The organism is Afipia dichlorophenoxyacetatis, assembly GCF_055386385.1.
This window is the reverse complement of the sequence record NZ_AP029250.1, coordinates 922,678-939,202: the sequence shown is the minus strand read 5'-3', so window position 1 is coordinate 939,202 and position 16,525 is coordinate 922,678. Positions and strand designations below refer to the sequence as shown.

15 protein-coding genes and 1 tRNA gene are annotated in these 16,525 nt (G+C 59.9%); 10 read left to right on the top strand and 6 right to left on the bottom strand.

The window, feature by feature from the left end:
- Nucleotides 1-35 precede the first annotated feature (35 nt).
- The 4 genes from ACZ5C3_RS04400 to ACZ5C3_RS04385 all read left to right on the top strand — a co-directional run bounded on the left by ACZ5C3_RS04400 (nt 36) and on the right by ACZ5C3_RS04385 (nt 3,851).
- Nucleotides 36-737, top strand: a complete 702-nt coding sequence (locus tag ACZ5C3_RS04400; protein ID WP_464035558.1) for an alpha/beta fold hydrolase — start codon at nt 36-38, stop codon at nt 735-737.
- Between the two features lie 69 nt (nt 738-806).
- Nucleotides 807-1,508, top strand: a complete 702-nt coding sequence (locus ACZ5C3_RS04395; protein ID WP_464044553.1) for an alpha/beta fold hydrolase — start codon at nt 807-809, stop codon at nt 1,506-1,508.
- Nucleotides 1,509-1,618: 110 nt separating this feature from the next.
- Nucleotides 1,619-2,074: a GatB/YqeY domain-containing protein gene (locus ACZ5C3_RS04390; protein WP_464035554.1), complete on the top strand. Its 456-nt coding sequence runs from the start codon at nt 1,619-1,621 to the stop codon at nt 2,072-2,074.
- A gap of 166 nt (nt 2,075-2,240) precedes the next feature.
- A complete protein-coding gene (locus ACZ5C3_RS04385; RefSeq protein WP_464044552.1) occupies nt 2,241-3,851 on the top strand; it encodes an acyl-CoA synthetase in 1,611 nt (536 codons plus the stop codon).
- Nucleotides 3,852-3,916: 65 nt separating this feature from the next.
- Here the strand turns inward: ACZ5C3_RS04385 and ACZ5C3_RS04380 are convergent, their stop codons facing one another.
- Genes ACZ5C3_RS04380 through ACZ5C3_RS04370 form a run of 3 tightly spaced genes read right to left on the bottom strand, consistent with a single transcriptional unit; the run spans nt 3,917 to nt 5,206 of the window.
- The gene (locus ACZ5C3_RS04380; RefSeq protein WP_464035550.1) at nt 3,917-4,435 is read right to left on the bottom strand and encodes an SRPBCC family protein; all 519 of its coding nucleotides are present in this window, start codon (nt 4,433-4,435) and stop codon (nt 3,917-3,919) included.
- Complete coding sequence (locus tag ACZ5C3_RS04375; protein WP_464035548.1) at nt 4,432-4,899, bottom strand: SRPBCC family protein; 468 nt, start codon at nt 4,897-4,899, stop codon at nt 4,432-4,434. The genes ACZ5C3_RS04380 and ACZ5C3_RS04375 overlap by 4 nt, the downstream gene beginning before the upstream one ends.
- Nucleotides 4,892-5,206, bottom strand: a complete 315-nt coding sequence (locus ACZ5C3_RS04370; protein ID WP_464038256.1) for an ArsR/SmtB family transcription factor — start codon at nt 5,204-5,206, stop codon at nt 4,892-4,894. Before ACZ5C3_RS04370 ends, ACZ5C3_RS04375 begins: the two co-directional genes overlap by 8 nt.
- A gap of 120 nt (nt 5,207-5,326) precedes the next feature.
- Between ACZ5C3_RS04370 and ACZ5C3_RS04365 the strand changes: the two genes are divergently transcribed.
- Nucleotides 5,327-5,941: a LysE family translocator gene (locus tag ACZ5C3_RS04365; RefSeq protein ID WP_464035546.1), complete on the top strand. Its 615-nt coding sequence runs from the start codon at nt 5,327-5,329 to the stop codon at nt 5,939-5,941.
- A gap of 33 nt (nt 5,942-5,974) precedes the next feature.
- On the opposite strand, the gene ACZ5C3_RS04360 is transcribed toward ACZ5C3_RS04365, so the two are convergent.
- Nucleotides 5,975-7,567 carry an AMP-binding protein gene (locus ACZ5C3_RS04360; protein WP_464035544.1) on the bottom strand — a complete coding sequence of 531 codons (1,593 nt, stop codon included), beginning with the start codon at nt 7,565-7,567 and terminating at the stop codon, nt 5,975-5,977.
- Between the two features lie 157 nt (nt 7,568-7,724).
- Between ACZ5C3_RS04360 and carA the strand changes: the two genes are divergently transcribed.
- Nucleotides 7,725-8,915 carry a glutamine-hydrolyzing carbamoyl-phosphate synthase small subunit gene (gene carA / locus ACZ5C3_RS04355; protein ID WP_464044551.1) on the top strand — a complete coding sequence of 397 codons (1,191 nt, stop codon included), beginning with the start codon at nt 7,725-7,727 and terminating at the stop codon, nt 8,913-8,915.
- Between the two features lie 39 nt (nt 8,916-8,954).
- On the opposite strand, the gene ACZ5C3_RS04350 is transcribed toward carA, so the two are convergent.
- Nucleotides 8,955-10,460, bottom strand: coding sequence for a cation:proton antiporter (locus ACZ5C3_RS04350; RefSeq protein WP_464044550.1), 1,506 nt, complete (start codon nt 10,458-10,460; stop codon nt 8,955-8,957).
- Between the two features lie 209 nt (nt 10,461-10,669).
- Nucleotides 10,670-11,194 carry a Dps family protein gene (locus ACZ5C3_RS04345; RefSeq protein ID WP_464035541.1) on the bottom strand — a complete coding sequence of 175 codons (525 nt, stop codon included), beginning with the start codon at nt 11,192-11,194 and terminating at the stop codon, nt 10,670-10,672.
- A 122-nt stretch (nt 11,195-11,316) separates the two neighbouring features.
- On the opposite strand from ACZ5C3_RS04345, the gene ACZ5C3_RS04340 reads away from it, so the two are divergent.
- The 4 genes from ACZ5C3_RS04340 to greA all read left to right on the top strand — a co-directional run bounded on the left by ACZ5C3_RS04340 (nt 11,317) and on the right by greA (nt 16,485).
- Entirely contained in the window at nt 11,317-12,012 is a 696-nt protein-coding gene (locus tag ACZ5C3_RS04340; protein WP_464044549.1) for a class I SAM-dependent methyltransferase, read from the top strand.
- 110 nt (nt 12,013-12,122) lie between these two features.
- Nucleotides 12,123-12,198: transfer RNA gene (locus ACZ5C3_RS04335), tRNA-Cys, on the top strand.
- Nucleotides 12,199-12,387: 189 nt separating this feature from the next.
- Nucleotides 12,388-15,717 carry a carbamoyl-phosphate synthase large subunit gene (gene carB / locus ACZ5C3_RS04330; RefSeq protein WP_464035539.1) on the top strand — a complete coding sequence of 1,110 codons (3,330 nt, stop codon included), beginning with the start codon at nt 12,388-12,390 and terminating at the stop codon, nt 15,715-15,717.
- Between the two features lie 291 nt (nt 15,718-16,008).
- On the top strand, nt 16,009-16,485 hold the full coding sequence (greA, locus tag ACZ5C3_RS04325; protein WP_464035537.1) for a transcription elongation factor GreA: 477 nt from the start codon (nt 16,009-16,011) through the stop codon (nt 16,483-16,485).
- The last annotated feature ends 40 nt before the right edge of the window (nt 16,486-16,525 follow it).

The following is a 16,525-nucleotide window of genomic DNA, read 5'->3' as shown; positions in this document are numbered from 1 at the left end:
TTTCTCTGTCCGCGATGAGATGGATTTCATCCGGAATGTCTGACTCGCTTCCCATCGTTCTTGTCCCCGGTCTTGCCTGTTCGCCACGGGTTTTTGCCGCGCAGCTTCCCGCTCTGCGGCGGCACGGCCCGGTGTCTGTTGCCAGTCCGCTGCGCGACAACACGATGGAGGGAATAGCAAAGCGCATCCTTGACGGAGCGCCGCCTCGTTTCGCACTCGCCGGTCATTCCATGGGCGGCTATGTCTGCCTCGAAATCTGGCGCCAGGCGCCGGAGCGGATCGCACGGCTGGCGCTGCTGAACACTTACTCGCGGCCCGATCCTCCTGAAGGGGCGGAGCACCGACGCCGTCGGATCACTGAGGTCCAACAAGGCGGCTATCGCGCCGTGCTCGAGCGCATGTTCGCCGATGCGGTGCATCCAAGGTTGGCAAATGATGCGGCGCTGAAGCAGTTGATTCTCGATATGGGCGATGAGGTCGGCCCGGAAGCATTCGTGCGGCAAGTGGAAGCGATCATGACACGGGGTGACGCCCGCCCTCTGCTCGCATCGATCTCATGTCCAACGCTGGTGCTAACCAGCGACTCTGATCGTTCGGTCCCGAACCAGGCGTCGTTCGCAATGGCGGAGGCCATCCCTGGCGCGAAACTCGTGGTCATTCCAGAGTGCGGACATCTGCCTCCGCTCGAGAAACCAGAAGCCCTGACAGTCGCGCTGCTGAACTGGCTCGCTATGTAACCTCTGTTCCGGTTAAGCTGAGCGACGGATTGTGTCACGCTCCGTCAGACGCCATTGCAGGAACGCCTCATGTCGAAATCGCTTCCCATCATTCTCGTCCCCGGCCTCACCTGTTCGCCGCGGATCTATGCGCCTCAGATCCCCGCGCTGTGGCAAAACGGTCCGGTCATCCTTGCCAACCATATCCGCGACAACACCATGGCCGGCATCGCGAAGCGCATTCTCGATGAGGCCCCCGATGAATTCGCGATCGCCGGGCATTCCATGGGCGGATTCATTTGTCTGGAAATCACACGGCAGGCGCCGGAGCGCGTGAAGCGGCTGGCGCTTCTCAGCACATCCGCACGCCCTGACACGCCGGAAGCCACTGAGCGCCGCCGTGGCTGGATCGCGGAGACCAAAGCGGGCGGCTATCACGCCGTACTCGACAAGCTGTTCGCAAACTTCGTGCATCCTTCACGGCTGAAGGACACCAACCTGCAAAAGATCGCCCGCGACATGGGTGACGACGTCGGCCCTGAAGCCTTCATAGGCCAGTTAGAGGCGATCACGGGCCGCTCGGATTCGCGCCCGCTCCTCCCCTCAATTAAATGCCCGACGCTGATCCTGACCAGCGATACCGACAACACCGTACCGAATGCATTCTCGACCGAACTTGCGGAGGGCATTCCCGGCGCGAAGCTGGTGGTGATTCCGGACTGCGGCCACCTTCCCCAGCTGGAGAAACCCGAGGCCGTGACGGCCGCGATGCTCGACTGGCTAAAAATGTAACCACCATCCGGAGCGCCGCTCCTGAACCTCTCAAAGGTTGTGCAGAGCGGCGAAACACCTTACATCACAGGACATTCCATACACATTGCACGACCGCGAAGGAGACGCCGATGCTGCGCGATGACATCAATAACGCCGTCAAAGAGGCGATGAAGGCCAAGGATGAGCGCAAGCTCTCCACCCTGCGCATGGTCAATTCGACGTTGAAGAATGCGGATATCGAGGCCCGTGGACAGGGCAAGCCACCGCTGAGCGACGAGGACATCCTCGGCGTGCTGCAGAAGATGATCAAGCAGCGGCAGGAGTCGGTTGAACTTTACGACAAGGGTGGCCGCGCCGAGCTCGCTGATCAGGAGCGCGCAGAGATCGCGGTGATTACGGCCTATCTGCCCAAGCAGATGTCCGAAGACGAAGTGAAGGCCGCGATCGGCACCGTCATCTCGGAAACCGGCGCCGCCGGCATGAAGGACATGGGCAAGGTGATTGCCGCGTTGAAGGCGAAGTATGCCGGCCAGATGGATTTCGGCAAGGCCAGCGGTCTGGTGAAGGCTGCTCTCACGGGCTAGTCGGCCTGAAATTTCGCAAAGTGAGCCCGCGTTTCTCGTTTCGATCTCGGGAAACGCGGGCTTATTTTTTGCCCCGATTATTCGGTTGTTGCCGACCCGGAGTCTTCGCTACGCTCTCAATCAAACCTCTTAAGGAGGTTAGGGAAGAAACGCGAAGGCCACCGATATGCTCAACCAGACCAGCAGCTATGACGATCTCACCCGGAATTTCCGCTGGGAGGTTCCGACGCGATTCAACATCGCAACCGCCTGCTGCGATCGGCATGCAAATGGCTCTGACAAGCTCGCGCTGATTTATGTCGACGAGACCGGCGCTGCGCAGCGGCTGTCGTTCGATGAAATGAGCACCCTCTCGAAGCGCTTTGCCAATGTATTGAAGGCTGACGGTCTACAACGAGGCGACCGCGTCGCCGTGTTCCTGTCGCAGTCAGTCGAACTGCCGATCGCCCACCTTGCGGCGTTCCGCTCGGGCCTCGTCTCGGTGCCGCTGTTCACATTGTTCGGCGAAGATGCGCTGGAATTCAGGCTCTCCAACAGCAATGCGAAGGCCGTCATCACCGACGAAAGCGGCTGGGACAAGCTGACCAAGATCCGCGATCGCCTGCCGCATCTGCAGGACATCTATGTCACCAGCGGAACGATCCATGCCGGGGCAAAGCCGTTCTGGCAGGCCATCGAAGAAGCGTCTGAAGATTTCGCGACGGTCGATACCAGTGCCGATGATCCCGCCATCATCATTTACACATCCGGCACCACGGGAAATCCGAAGGGGGCGCTACACGCGCATCGCGTGCTGCTCGGCCACCTGCCGAATGTCGAGATGGCCCACGACTTCTTTCCGAAGTCCGGCGACCTGATGTGGACGCCCGCCGATTGGGCCTGGATCGGAGGCCTTTTCGATGCGTTGTTTCCCGCCTGGTACCACGGTGTACCGATGCTCGGGTATCGGGCCAAGAAGTTCGAGCCACAGGCTGCGATGCAGCTGATGGCCGATCATAACGTCCGCAACGTCTTCCTGCCGCCGACGGCGCTGAAACTGATGCGGCAAGCCAACGTCAAACATGACGGCGTGAAGTTGCGCAGCATCTTCACCGGCGGCGAGTCGCTTGGCGCTGAACTGCTCGACTGGGTGCGCACGACGTTCGGCGTCAATGCCCATGAAATCTACGGCCAGACCGAATGCAATCTCGTGGTCGGCAACAACTCAAGCCTGTTTCCAATCAAGCCGGGCTCGATGGGCAAGGCGACTCCGGGCTTCGACGTCTGCATCGTCACCGAGCAAGGCGAGGAGTTGCCGCGCGGCGAGCGGGGCATCATCGGTGTGCGCGCGCCGAACCCATGCATGATGCTTGAATACTGGAGCAACCCGGAAGCCACGACAAAGAAATACGCCGGAGGCTTTATCCTCACAGGTGATCTCGGCGTGCAGGATGACGATGGCTACTTCTGGTACGTCAGCCGCGAAGACGATGTCATTACCAGCGCAGGCTATCGCATCGGCCCATCCGAAATCGAACATACGCTGTTGAAGCATCCGGCGGTGGCGATGGCCGCGGTCGTCGGCATTCCCGATCCGATCCGCACCGAAGCCATCAAGGCGTGGATCGTGCTGCGTCCAGATCATGAGCCAAGCGATGCGCTCGCCCGGGAGATTCAGGACTTCGTGAAGGTGCAGCTCGCTGCCCACGAATACCCACGCCATATCCAATTCGCCGAGGCGCTGCCGCTCACGGCAACGGGCAAGGTGTTACGCCGGGAATTGCGTGCGCTAGGCTAGATTGCAGATCCGACGTTACTTCGCGAGGAAGCATCGTCGGTCCAGGTCGACAGCCGAACCACGGCTCAAGACGGAATTTTAATTCCAAGCTTTTTAAGAGCCTCCAGCATCCGCACTGGCGGCTCCATCTTGATGGACATCGTGTTGCCCGTCTCAAGCAGACTCTTGAGGTTGGACAGGATCGCAGGCCAGCCCGTGCGGCCACCGGACAGGATATCGTCATCGATTGGACGGTCATTGGCCTGCGTCATCGTCAGGCGGACGCAACCGCCCGCCTGCTCGATATTGTAGGTTACGAGCGTCGAGCCGAGCTTTTCGACGAGGCCCGGCCAGTTCACGTCCCATGTCACCGTCAGCCTGCGCGGCGGGTCGCATTCGACAACTTCGCCCGTGATGTGGTCCGAACCATCGGGCGTTTTGACGCGGAACCGACCGCCGACTTTCAGTTCGACTTCGACGCCGAATTTCGAGAAGTACTGTCTGCTGAATTCAGCACTCGTCAGTGCTTCCCAAACCTTCTCAGGCGTGGACGCGATGTAGATCGTGTAGACGACGGTTGGCCTGAAGGCGGTGACGTCAATCATGCATCAACTCTCCGAACATCGGCGCCGGGAGGAAGCTGTACCAACGCATGACCCACTTCAAGCAGGCTCTTGAGGTTGGAGAGGACCACCGGCCAGCCCTGGGAAATCATCATGAGTGACTTGCTGCCCTCCTCAAAATCGTCATGGATGACCACGAGTTTGACGACCTTGCCCTGCGGCGCGATCTCGAAAGTCACGCGCGAGGGGCGCTCATTCTTGAGCTCGGGAGAACAAGGATCCCACGTGTAGGCAAGCCGGCGAGGCGGATCGGATTCCAGCACCTTACCTTCGACGCTGTTGGCCCCTTCCTTCGAGAATTTGTAGGACGACCCGACCTTCCAATCCGCATCAACGCGGTAGCCGAACCAGTACAGCGCGGTGAAATCGCTCGATGTCAGCGCCTGCCAAAGTTTCTCAGCGGTGGTCTCGATATAGGTCACATAGACGAATTCCGGTTTACTCATCACGCTTCTCCAATTGCCGTTTCAATTCACTGAGCGCTGCAAGCTTGCCGCGCTCGAATTTCTTGATCCACCGTTGGCCGATTTCATGGATCGGCACCGGGTTCAGGTAGTGCAGTTTTTCGCGGCCATGCTTGATTGACGTGACAAGATTGGCCGCTTCCAGAATCGCAAGATGCTTGGTCACGGCCTGCCGCGTCATGGCGAGGCCGTCGCAGAGTTCGAGCAACGTCTGCCCGTTGCGGACATGAAGCCGATCCAGCAGCGAGCGTCGTGAAACATCGGCCAGCGCCTTGAAGACTTCATCCATGGTCAAAATAATAGGCAACCAAATGGTTGCATGTCAAGCACAAAGGAAAGGCGGCGCTCGTCGCTTGCCTTTGCGTGAAATTTCATTCTTTGATGCCGCACCCCATCATCGGAAGTATCTATGTCACTTCAGCTCTATCTCGCTTATGTCGCCGCCTGCGTTGCGCTGGCGATCCTGCCCGGCCCGATCGTCACGCTCGTGATTGCCAACGGCCTGCGCCACGGCACGCGTGCCGCGCTCACCAACATTGCGGGCGCGCAACTCGGGCTCGCGATCGTGATCGGCATCATTGCCGTTGGTCTCACGTCATTGATGGCGACGATGGGTTACTGGTTCGAATGGGTGCGGCTGGCCGGCGCGGCCTATCTGGTCTGGCTCGGCATCAAGCTGATCCGCGCACCTGCGTTGCTCGGCTCTGACGAAAAATTACCCCCGCCACGCGGCGGCTTTTTCCTGCAGGGCTTTCTCGTGCTGCTCAGCAATCCAAAAGTGCTGGTGTTCTTCGGTGCCTTCATCCCGCAATTCGTCGACATGCAACGCGATCATCTTCCGCAGGTAATGCTGCTCGGCATCACCTTCATGATCATTGCAGCGCTGTCCGATGGTTCTTACGCGTTGCTGGCAGGCCGCGCTGGAAAGATTCTCTCCGCACGGCGGGCGCGTCTGATTTCACGCATCTCGGGCGGCTTCATGATCGGCGGCGGCATCTGGCTCGCATTGTCGCGCGCACGGTGACGCCGCCGGGCTTTTAAAAGACAGCGGCGGAACTTACGCCACGCCGCGTGTGCGCCCCTGCCAATATGGCGCGCGCAGCGCCTTGCGATCGATCTTGCCGAGGCCTGTCACCGGGATCACATCGACGACATCGATGGTCTTTGGCGACCACGGCGCACCGCGCTTGTCCTTCACATGCGCCTGCAGTTCCGTCACGCCGGTCGCTGCACCACTTTTCAGAACGACGAACGCCTTCACTGCTTCTCCCCACTTGTCGTCGGGAATACCGATCACCGCGACTGACGCCACGGCCTGATGGGACATCAGCGCGTCCTCTACCTCGCGCGGGTAGATATTGAATCCACCGGAGATGATCATGTCCTTGGTGCGATCGACGAGATAGAAATAGCCTTCCTCATCGCGGACCGCGACGTCACCGGTGTGCAGCCAGCCTCCCTTGAATGTTTCGGCGTTGGCGTCCGGACGCTTCCAGTAGCCGTCCATCACCAGCGGACCGCGCACGCAGATTTCTCCTGGCTCACCGACCCCGACTTCACGCATATCAGTGTCGAACAATTTGACATCCACCATCGGGCTTGGGCGCCCGCACGAGCCGAATCTGTGCAGCTTCGTTTCATCATGATCGCACTTGCGCATCGATGTAATGATCTGCGGCGCTTCGGTCTGCCCATAGAGCTGCACGAACACCTTGCCGAAGATCTTCATGCCTTCGAGCAGCCGATCCGGCGACATCGGCGCCGCGCCGTAGACAATCGTTTCAAGCGACGAGAGATCGTGACGCGCACGCAAATCCGCATTGTCGATCAGCGCATAGATCAGCGTCGGCACCAGGAACGTCGCGTTGATTTTCTCTGCCGCAACGACGCCTGCATACACTTCGGGGTCAAAGCCCTGTACCAGCCGCATCAGTCCGCCGCGCATCATCACCGGGAACAGCGTCACACCCGCTGAATGACTGATGGGCGTGGCAGCCAAAAAGCGGATCTCCTGCGGCCAATCCCAATCGCCGAACATCAGCAGCGTCATGGCCACGAGCGCACGGTGGGACAGCATGACGCCCTTGGAGCGGCCCGTGGTGCCGCCGGTATAGGCGAGAAACGCGATCTCATGCGCGGCACTCTCGTCAACCAGCGGCGCGGGCGCGACGCCTTCAAGGACGGGAATGACATCGCGCGCGCCATCCATCGGGCCAAACGAGAGCAGGTGCTTGAGGCCAGGGACGCGCGCCTTGATCGCCAACCCGCGCGCGGCGAACTTAGCCCCCTCCACGATCAGCACGTCGATTTCGGCATCCTCGATAATGAAAGCGTGATCGTCTTCCGCGGCCATCGGGTGCAGCGACGTGTAACGCACGCCCATCACCATCGCGGCACAGATCGCTGCCCATGCTTCGGCGCGATTGCTGGTGAGGATCGAGAGAGCGCTGCCCTTCTGCAGGCCAAGCGACCGAAATAGAGTGATAAAACGGGCGACCACGTCGCCGAATTCTCGGTATGTCCACCGCACGCGGCCATCGGCCATGGCGGGCCGATCCCCGAACCGCGCAATCGCGTTGACAATCAGCCCGCCGATCGCGCCGCCGGAATGGATCTGATGCAAATCCGGCGTATTCCCCGTTGAATTCATTAACCTGTCTCCCACCCTATAACCGCTTGTTATGTTCCCGCGCGGCTGAAAGGCAGATTAGGGAGCGCTTGGCGGGTGTCAAATATGTGCAAATGGCATGAATTTCAGACCCTTCCGCCTTTGACGCGCCGCAGCGCAGCGGCTATGTCATAGGCTTATGACAACATCCGATAATTCCTCAGCTTGGCCGGACCTCAAACCGACCGCGCTTCTCGTGCTCGCCGATGGCACCGTGCTGGAAGGCTTTGGCCTTGGCGCGGAAGGCCACGCCGTGGGCGAAGTCTGCTTCAACACCGCCATGACCGGCTATGAGGAGATCCTCACCGATCCGTCCTATGCCGGGCAGCTCATCACCTTCACCTTCCCTCATATCGGCAACGTCGGCACCAACGACGAGGATATCGAGACGGTGAACATGGCGGCAACGCCGGGTGCACGCGGGGTCATCCTGCGCGCATCGATCACCGATCCGTCGAACTATCGTGCGACGAAGCATCTCGACCAGTGGCTGAAGGCACGCGGCATTATCGGCCTGGCCGGCATCGACACCCGCGCGCTGACGGCGCTGATCCGTAGCAAGGGCATGCCGAACGCTGTGATTGCCCATTCCAAGGACGGCAAGTTCGACTTGCACGGTCTCAAGGAAGAAGCCCGCGAGTGGCCAGGCCTGGAAGGCATGGACCTCGTGCCCATGGTCACCAGCGCCCAGCGTTTCGACTGGAACGAGACGCCGTGGGAATGGGACAAGGGCTTCGGCAAGCAGGACAAACCGGAATTCAACGTCGTCGCGGTCGACTATGGCATCAAGCGCAACATCCTGCGTCTCCTCGCGGGTGAAGGCTGCAAGATCACCGTGGTCAACGCCAAGACATCTGCCGAAGACATTCTGGCGATGAAGCCCGATGGCGTGTTTCTCTCCAACGGGCCTGGTGATCCGGCCGCGACTGGTGAGTACGCTGTCCCGGTGATCAAGAAAGTCATCGAATCCGGCACGCCGACCTTCGGCATTTGCCTCGGTCACCAGATGCTGGGCCTCGCTGTCGGCGGCAAGACCGTGAAAATGCATCAGGGTCATCACGGCGCCAATCACCCGGTGAAGGACATGACCACCGGCAAAGTCGAGATCACCTCGATGAACCACGGCTTCGCCGTGGACAAGGCCACGCTGCCGGACAATGTTGAGCAGACGCACATTTCGCTGTTCGACGAATCCAACTGCGGCATCGCGCTGAAGGACAAGCCCGTGTTCTCGGTGCAGTACCACCCGGAAGCGTCACCCGGTCCGCGCGACTCGCACTACCTGTTCAAGCGCTTCGCAGAGCTGATGCGCGACAAGAAGCGCGCCTGATAACGTTCCTCTCCCCTTGTGGGAGAGGAAACTCTTTTTTTATGACGCAGCAGCGCTCAGTTCAGCCCAGTCGAATTCCTCTTCCAGCCGATGGAATGCGTCGTCGCCGATTTCACCGGAACTGCGCATCTCAAACAGCACGCGCCGCGCTGCACTGATCGCCTGACGGCGTAGCGGATCAGCGGGCAGCTCGCTGGACGTGATCCCATCGGGATCGCTTTCCGCTTTGTCGAGCATCTGCCGGTATTCGAGCCGCAGCATCTCTGCCTCCGGAGACGTATCGCCATCAATGGCTTCAAGCGCGGCATGAAACGCCGCACGGCGGGCCCAGCCGACTTCGTGCGAAACGGGATCATCGTCCTCAAGTGCGAGCCATCCGATCAAGGGGCGCAGCGTCACGCCATTAATGACGAGCGTGCCGAGCACCACCGCGAAAGCGCACAGCAGGATCAGGTTCCGATACGGGAAGCCTTCAGGCAACGCGAAGGCGGCCGCCAGTGTCACGATCCCACGCATCCCACACCAGGAGATCAGGAGGCCCCCCTTAAATGTCGGGCGCGACAACGTGGACCGGCGTGGTTTGTAGCCGAAATGACGGATCGCAGCCCGCAGCACGGTGTTGAAGCTCATTACCCAGATGATGCGCGTGACGATCACCGTCACCAGCACGGCACCTGCAACGATGCTGTACTGCCAGCGTAGCGACTCGGCGAACCCTTCCCAGATCGGACGCAACTGCATCCCGATCAGGATGAAGGCGAGCACGTTCAGCAGAAAAACCGCCGTCTCCCACACCGCGTAAGACGGCACACGGATGCGTGCCGGCGTGTCAGCCGGCGCGCTGCGCGCCAGCGTCACCGCATAGACGACGATGGTCAGAATGCCGGACAGGCCTGTTTGCTCGGCCAAAATCCACACCACGAAAGTGCCGACGAATTGAACGATGATAACGCTTGGAATGTCCTTGATAGAACGATTGATCACCAGCGCCGCGCGCCCGAGGACATAGCCAACAATCAGGCTTCCAAACACTGCGGCGGCAAGGGTCGGCGCCACATGGCTCATCTTGAGTGACGATGCCATGGCGACCCCCACCGCGACGCGATAGATCAGCAGCGCGCTGGCATCGTTGAGCAGGCTTTCACCCTCGAGAATCTTCATGATCCGATAGGGCAACTTCACACTGCGCAACACCGTGGTCGCTGCTGCCGCATCCGGCGGCGCGACGATGGCCCCAAGCGCGATTGCCGCGGCCAGCGGCATGCCCGGCACCAGCCAGTGCATGACCACGGCCACAGCTGCCGTCGTCAAGGCGACTGCGACCACCACCAGCGTCGCGACCGGCAGCCAGTTGTCACGCAGGTCTCGCATTGAGGTGTCGAACGCGGCGTCCAGCAGCACGGGCGCCACGAACAGCGCGAGGGCAAGATCGGGCTCGAGCGTCCAGGCCGGGGAATCGGGAATAAACGCGATAGCGATTCCGCCGAGCGCCAGAAATGTTGGATACGGGACGCCGAGCCGCCGCGCTAACGCCGACAGCATCATTGCCCCAATCAATAAGCCAACCATCCATTCAAAATCGTGCAAAGTATTCTGCTCCGCTCCTTGACAATCCCAGAGCTTATGCGATCGGATGAACAAGATAAAATCGTCACATCATCAACGGTTTGACCGTCGGGTCTTAATCAGTTGCAGTCAAAAAATAAAAACGCCCGCTGAAAAGCGGGCGTTTTGTCACATCGATCCGATGAAGTTTAAGCTTCGTTGCCGCCTTCCTGGCGGCTGGCCTCGAACAGGAACCAGGTCCGCCGTTCTGTAGCGTCGATGAAGTTTTCGAGAATGCTGGCCGTAGCCGAGTCGTTGTACTTATCGGCAACCTCATGCGCCTTACGCATCGCAACTACCATCTGCTTGTTGTCGTTCATCAGTTCGCGCAACATCTCACGCGGCGGAACGAACTTCTCATCATTGTCCTCGATGGTCTTCAGCTTGGCGAGATGACCGACCGAGCGCAGCGTCGTGCCGCCAATCTTGCGGACACGCTCCGCGAGGTCGTCGATCGAGGCGAAGATGGCATCGGCCTGCTCGTCGAGCATCAGGTGGTAGTCGTGGAAATGACGCCCGCTGACGTGCCAATGGAAGTTCTTCGTCTTGATGTAGAGCGCGAAGGAGTCGGCCACCAACGGGTTGAGCGCCGCAGTAATCTTGTCGACCCCCTCCTGCGACAGATCGGTGGGTGTATCGAGTTCGGGAGAGACAGAATTCTTGGTTTTGCTCACGGCTGACCTTCCTGTTAGGACATTTGAGGATGGTGGCGATGGACAGAGATCGCCAGACCATTTAACGCATCCTACACCCGCCGGTTCCTAGACCGGAACTCAAAATCATCCGGACAGGCCCGATGGAAGACTGGATCGATTATTACGATTCAACCCATACGATTTATGTCAGCAAACTGCACCGCGACGTGCATTTTCGCGTCATTGCCAATGACATCATCCGTCACATTCCTTCGCGTGACGCAGTGGTCCTCGACTATTCCTGCGGCGAGGCGCTTTCGGCACCCGACATCGCGTCGGTTTGCGGACATTTGATCCTGGCGGAGCCAGCCCCCGGCGTCCGCGGCCGCCTGATCGCCCGATTTAAGCAAAATCCGAAGATCACGATCCGCTCGCTCGACGAATTGCAGCAGCAACCAGATCAGTCCATCGATCTCGCGGTGATCAATTCAGTGGCGCAGTACATGACCTCGGAGGAATTGGACCAAACCTTCGCGATGATGAGGCGGGTTTTGAAGCCCACCGGGAAACTCGTCCTGGGCGACATTTTGCACCCAGATGTGGGCGCTCCAGCCGATGTGATGGCCCTTCTCAAGCTCGCGGCAAAAAACGGTTTCCTCACCGATGCCCTCTGGGGCCTCGCCCGCACCGCCCTCTCCGATTACTGGCAACTGCGCCAAAGCATCGGGCTGAAGCGCTATGGGGAAGCGGACATCATCGCGAAGCTCAAGACGGCCGGCTTCGACGCCACGCGGGCGCCAACCAACATCGGCTATAACCCGGCGCGAATGACCTTCGTGGCGACCCCGTCCGGCTGAGCGGGCTCCGGAGTTGGTCCGTCAAATCCGGCCAATTCCTGCAATCTTGAATTAAGCTTACCAGCGGCTCGCGCTGGGCAACCCGATCCGGGCTGGATAACTTCCACCATGGCCCGGTGGCGGAATGTCAACGCGGGGGCGCCGCAAACGCTTCATATCCTGGTTCAAGTCCAGGCTGGGCCTCCAAACCTCTCCCACGATGATTATCGCCGGCAAGCCCGGAAAAGCCGTTGATTATTGGCTTAAAAGCCTTCCCCACCTGCTAAATCTGGTTTAAAGACAGCCCCGCGCGCAAGGGTAACCTAGCGCTATGGCTCGAGGGACGCGCGGATGCGCGCCCTTTTTTTGTGCCCAGTTTCCTGCCCGTGAGACTTAATGCCTAAAAGAACCGACATCTCGACGATCCTCATCATCGGCGCCGGCCCCATCGTGATCGGCCAGGCCTGTGAATTCGATTATTCCGGCACCCAGGCTGTGAAAACCCTGCGTGAAGAGGGCTATCGCATCGTCCTCGTCAATTCCAACCCGGCCACCATCATGACCGACCCGGAATTGGCCGATGCGACCTACATCGAGCCCATTACGCCGGAGATCGTCGCCAAGATCATCGAGAAGGAACGCAACGTCATTCCCGGCGGCTTCGCTTTGCTGCCGACCATGGGCGGCCAGACCGCGCTCAACTGCGCGCTGTCACTGCGCCGCCAGGGCACGCTGGATAAGTTCGATGTCGAGATGATCGGCGCCACTGCCGACGCCATCGACAAGGCAGAAGACCGCGGCCGTTTCCGCGAGGCCATGACCAAGATCGGCCTCGAAACCCCGCGTTCGATGCAGACCAAGACGCTGCCGGATGCGCTGCGCATCCTCGACGACATCGGCCTGCCTGCGATCATCCGCCCGTCCTTCACCATGGGCGGCACCGGCGGCGGCATCGCCTACACCAAGGCTGAGTTCATCGAGATCGTCGAGCGCGGCATCGATGCTTCGCCGACCGACGAAGTGCTGATCGAAGAGTCGGTGCTCGGCTGGAAAGAATTCGAGATGGAGGTTGTCCGCGACAAGAAGGACAACTGCATCATCGTCTGCTCCATCGAAAATCTCGATCCGATGGGCGTCCACACCGGTGACTCCATCACTGTTGCCCCAGCATTGACGCTGACCGACAAAGAATACCAGATCATGCGCGACGCCTCGCTGGCGGTGCTGCGCGAGATCGGTGTTGAGACCGGCGGCTCCAACGTGCAGTTCGGCGTCAACCCGGCCGACGGCCGCATGGTGGTGATCGAGATGAATCCGCGCGTGTCGCGTTCATCGGCGCTTGCCTCCAAGGCGACAGGCTTCCCGATTGCAAAGGTCGCGGCCAAACTCGCTGTCGGCTACACACTGGACGAAATCGCCAACGACATCACCGGCGGCGCAACGCCTGCGTCGTTCGAACCGACCATCGATTACGTCGTCACCAAAATTCCACGCTTCGCGTTCGAGAAATTCCCCGGCGCCTCCACCACGCTGACCACGTCGATGAAGTCGGTCGGCGAAGTCATGGCGATCGGCCGCACCTTCCAGGAAAGTCTGCAGAAGGCATTGCGCGGCCTCGAAACGGGCCTCACCGGGCTCGATGAAATCGAGATCGAAGGGCTCGGCCAGAGCGACGACAAGAACGCCGTCCGCGCCGCGCTTGGGACGCCAACGCCGAACCGTCTTCTGCAGGTTGCACAGGCGATGCGGCTTGGCTGGTCGAACGAAGATATCTTCACGTCGTGCAAAATCGATCCATGGTTCCTTGCCGAGATGCGCGGCATCATCGACATGGAGAACAAGGTCAAGACCCATGGTCTCCCGACCAATGCCCACGGTATGCGCACACTCAAGGCGATGGGCTTCTCCGACGCACGCCTCGCCGTGCTAGCCGGCAAGACCGAAGCTGACGTGAAGGCTGCGCGCCGCGCGCTCGGTGTGCGTCCCGTGTTCAAGCGCATCGATACGTGTGCTGCGGAGTTCGCCTCCCCCACCGCATACATGTACTCGACTTACGAAGCGCCGTTTGCAGGCGCGACCGCCGACGAAAGCGCGCCCTCCGACAAGAACAAGGTGATCATCCTTGGCGGCGGCCCGAACCGGATCGGCCAGGGCATCGAGTTCGACTACTGCTGCTGCCATGCCTGCTTCGCGTTGCATGACGCCGGCTATGAAACCATCATGATCAACTGCAATCCGGAAACGGTGTCGACCGACTACGACACCGCGGACCGCCTGTACTTCGAGCCGCTCACGGCCGAAGACGTGCTGGAGATCATCGACACCGAACGAACCAACGGCACGCTGCATGGCGTGATCGTGCAGTTCGGCGGCCAGACACCGCTGAAGCTTGCGCATTCCCTGGAAGCCGCCAACGTGCCGATCCTCGGCACATCGCCGGACGCCATCGACCTTGCGGAAGACCGCGACCGTTTCAAGCGCGTGCTCGACAAGCTGAAATTGAAGCAACCTAAGAATGGCATCGCCTACTCTGTTGAGCAGGCCCGCCTGATCGCCGCGGATCTCGGCCTGCCGCTGGTGGTGCGCCCATCCTACGTGCTGGGCGGCCGCGCGATGCAGATCATTCGCGAAGAGACCCAACTCGGCGACTATCTGCTCGGCACACTGCCGGAGCTGGTGCCTGCTGACATCAAGGCGCGCTATCCGAACGACAAGACCGGGCAGATCAACACCGTGCTCGGCAAGAACCCGCTGCTGTTCGACCGTTACCTGTCGGATGCTACGGAAGTCGACGTCGACTGCCTGTGCGACGGCAAGGATACGTTCGTTGTCGGCATCATGGAACACATCGAGGAAGCCGGTATCCACTCGGGCGACTCGGCCTGCTCACTACCGCCACATTCGCTTGATCCGTCGGTGATCGCCGAACTCGAACGGCAGACACGCGAACTCGCGCTCGGCCTCGATGTCGTTGGCTTGATGAACGTGCAATACGCCATCAAGAACGGCGATATCTATGTGCTCGAAGTTAATCCACGCGCGTCGCGCACGGTGCCGTTCGTTGCAAAGGTGGTCGGCATCCCTGTCGCCAAGATCGCAGCACGTATCATGGCGGGCGAGAAGCTGGCCGACTTCAATTTGAAGCCGCCTAAACTTGAACATGTGGGCGTCAAGGAATCGGTCTTCCCCTTCGCGCGTTTCCCTGGCGTCGACACCGTGCTCGGCCCTGAGATGAAATCGACCGGCGAAGTGATGGGTATCGACCGGTCATTTGCCGTTGCTTTTGCCAAGAGCCAACTCGGCGGTGGAACCCGCGTACCGCGCAAGGGGACAGTTTTCGTCTCAGTGCGTGAGACAGACAAGGCGCGCATCCTCGATGCTGTCAAACTGTTGTCGTCGCTCGGCTTCAAGGTGATCGCGACATCCGGCACGCAGCGCTTCCTTGTTGAAAACGGCGTTCCTGCCGAAAAGATTAACAAGGTGCTGGAAGGCCGGCCGCACATCGTCGACGCAATCACCAATGGCGAGGTACAGCTCGTATTCAATACCACCGAGGGGCCGCAGGCTCTGGCGGACAGCCGTTCGTTGCGGCGCGCTGCCCTCTTGCATAAAGTCCCGTATTACACCACTCTTTCGGGGGCGCTAGCTGCCGCACAGGGCATCCGTGCTTATCTGGGCGGGGATCTCGAGGTCCGTACCCTGCAAGGCTACTTCTCCGATCTTTAGTATTGTTCAGACGAGCATGGTGCCGAAGTGCGATGCGGCTTTCGGACACATCATATTCTAACTCGTTAGACACGATCAGATTTTCGGTCTTGGCTTATCCCGATCCAGGACCGGAAATGTAAGCTGCAATTGATATCCGGCGCGATAAAGTGAGAACCGGGACGGGAACCGGCCCGTCGAGATCAGGTTCTCTTTCCTTGCCCGTGGCCATCGTAAGCCAATCGGGCAAAACCAGAATGTTTTGTGTGTCGAAGGCTGCTTCGCCGCACGAAATTGAAGGATGAAGGCAAGATGGTTGAGAAGGTACCGATGACAGAGGCGGGGCATGCCGCGCTGGAAGTTGAACTGAAGCAGCGCCAATCCGTTGATCGCCCACGCATCATTGAGCAGATCGCAGAAGCACGCGCGCATGGCGACCTGTCGGAAAACGCTGAATACCACGCCGCGAAGGAAGCGCAGTCGCACAACGAAGGCCGCATTGCGGAGCTGGAAGACAAGCTCGCGCGTGCCGACGTCATAGATGTGGCAAAGCTCTCCGGCGATACCATTATGTTCGGTGCGACCGTAACGCTGATCGATGAAGACACCGAGAAAAAGGCTGTCTGGCAGATCGTCGGCGAACCGGAAGCCGATGCGAAGAAAGGCCGCATCTCTATTACATCGCCGCTCGCCCGTGCCCTGATCGGCAAGAAAAAGGGCGCGTCGGTGGAAGTGGTAGCGCCTGGCGGCGCCAAGGCCTACGAAATCGCCAGGGTGGACTGGAAGTAACGCCTCGCGTTCGTTCACTCCAATTTGCTATTTCGAAATG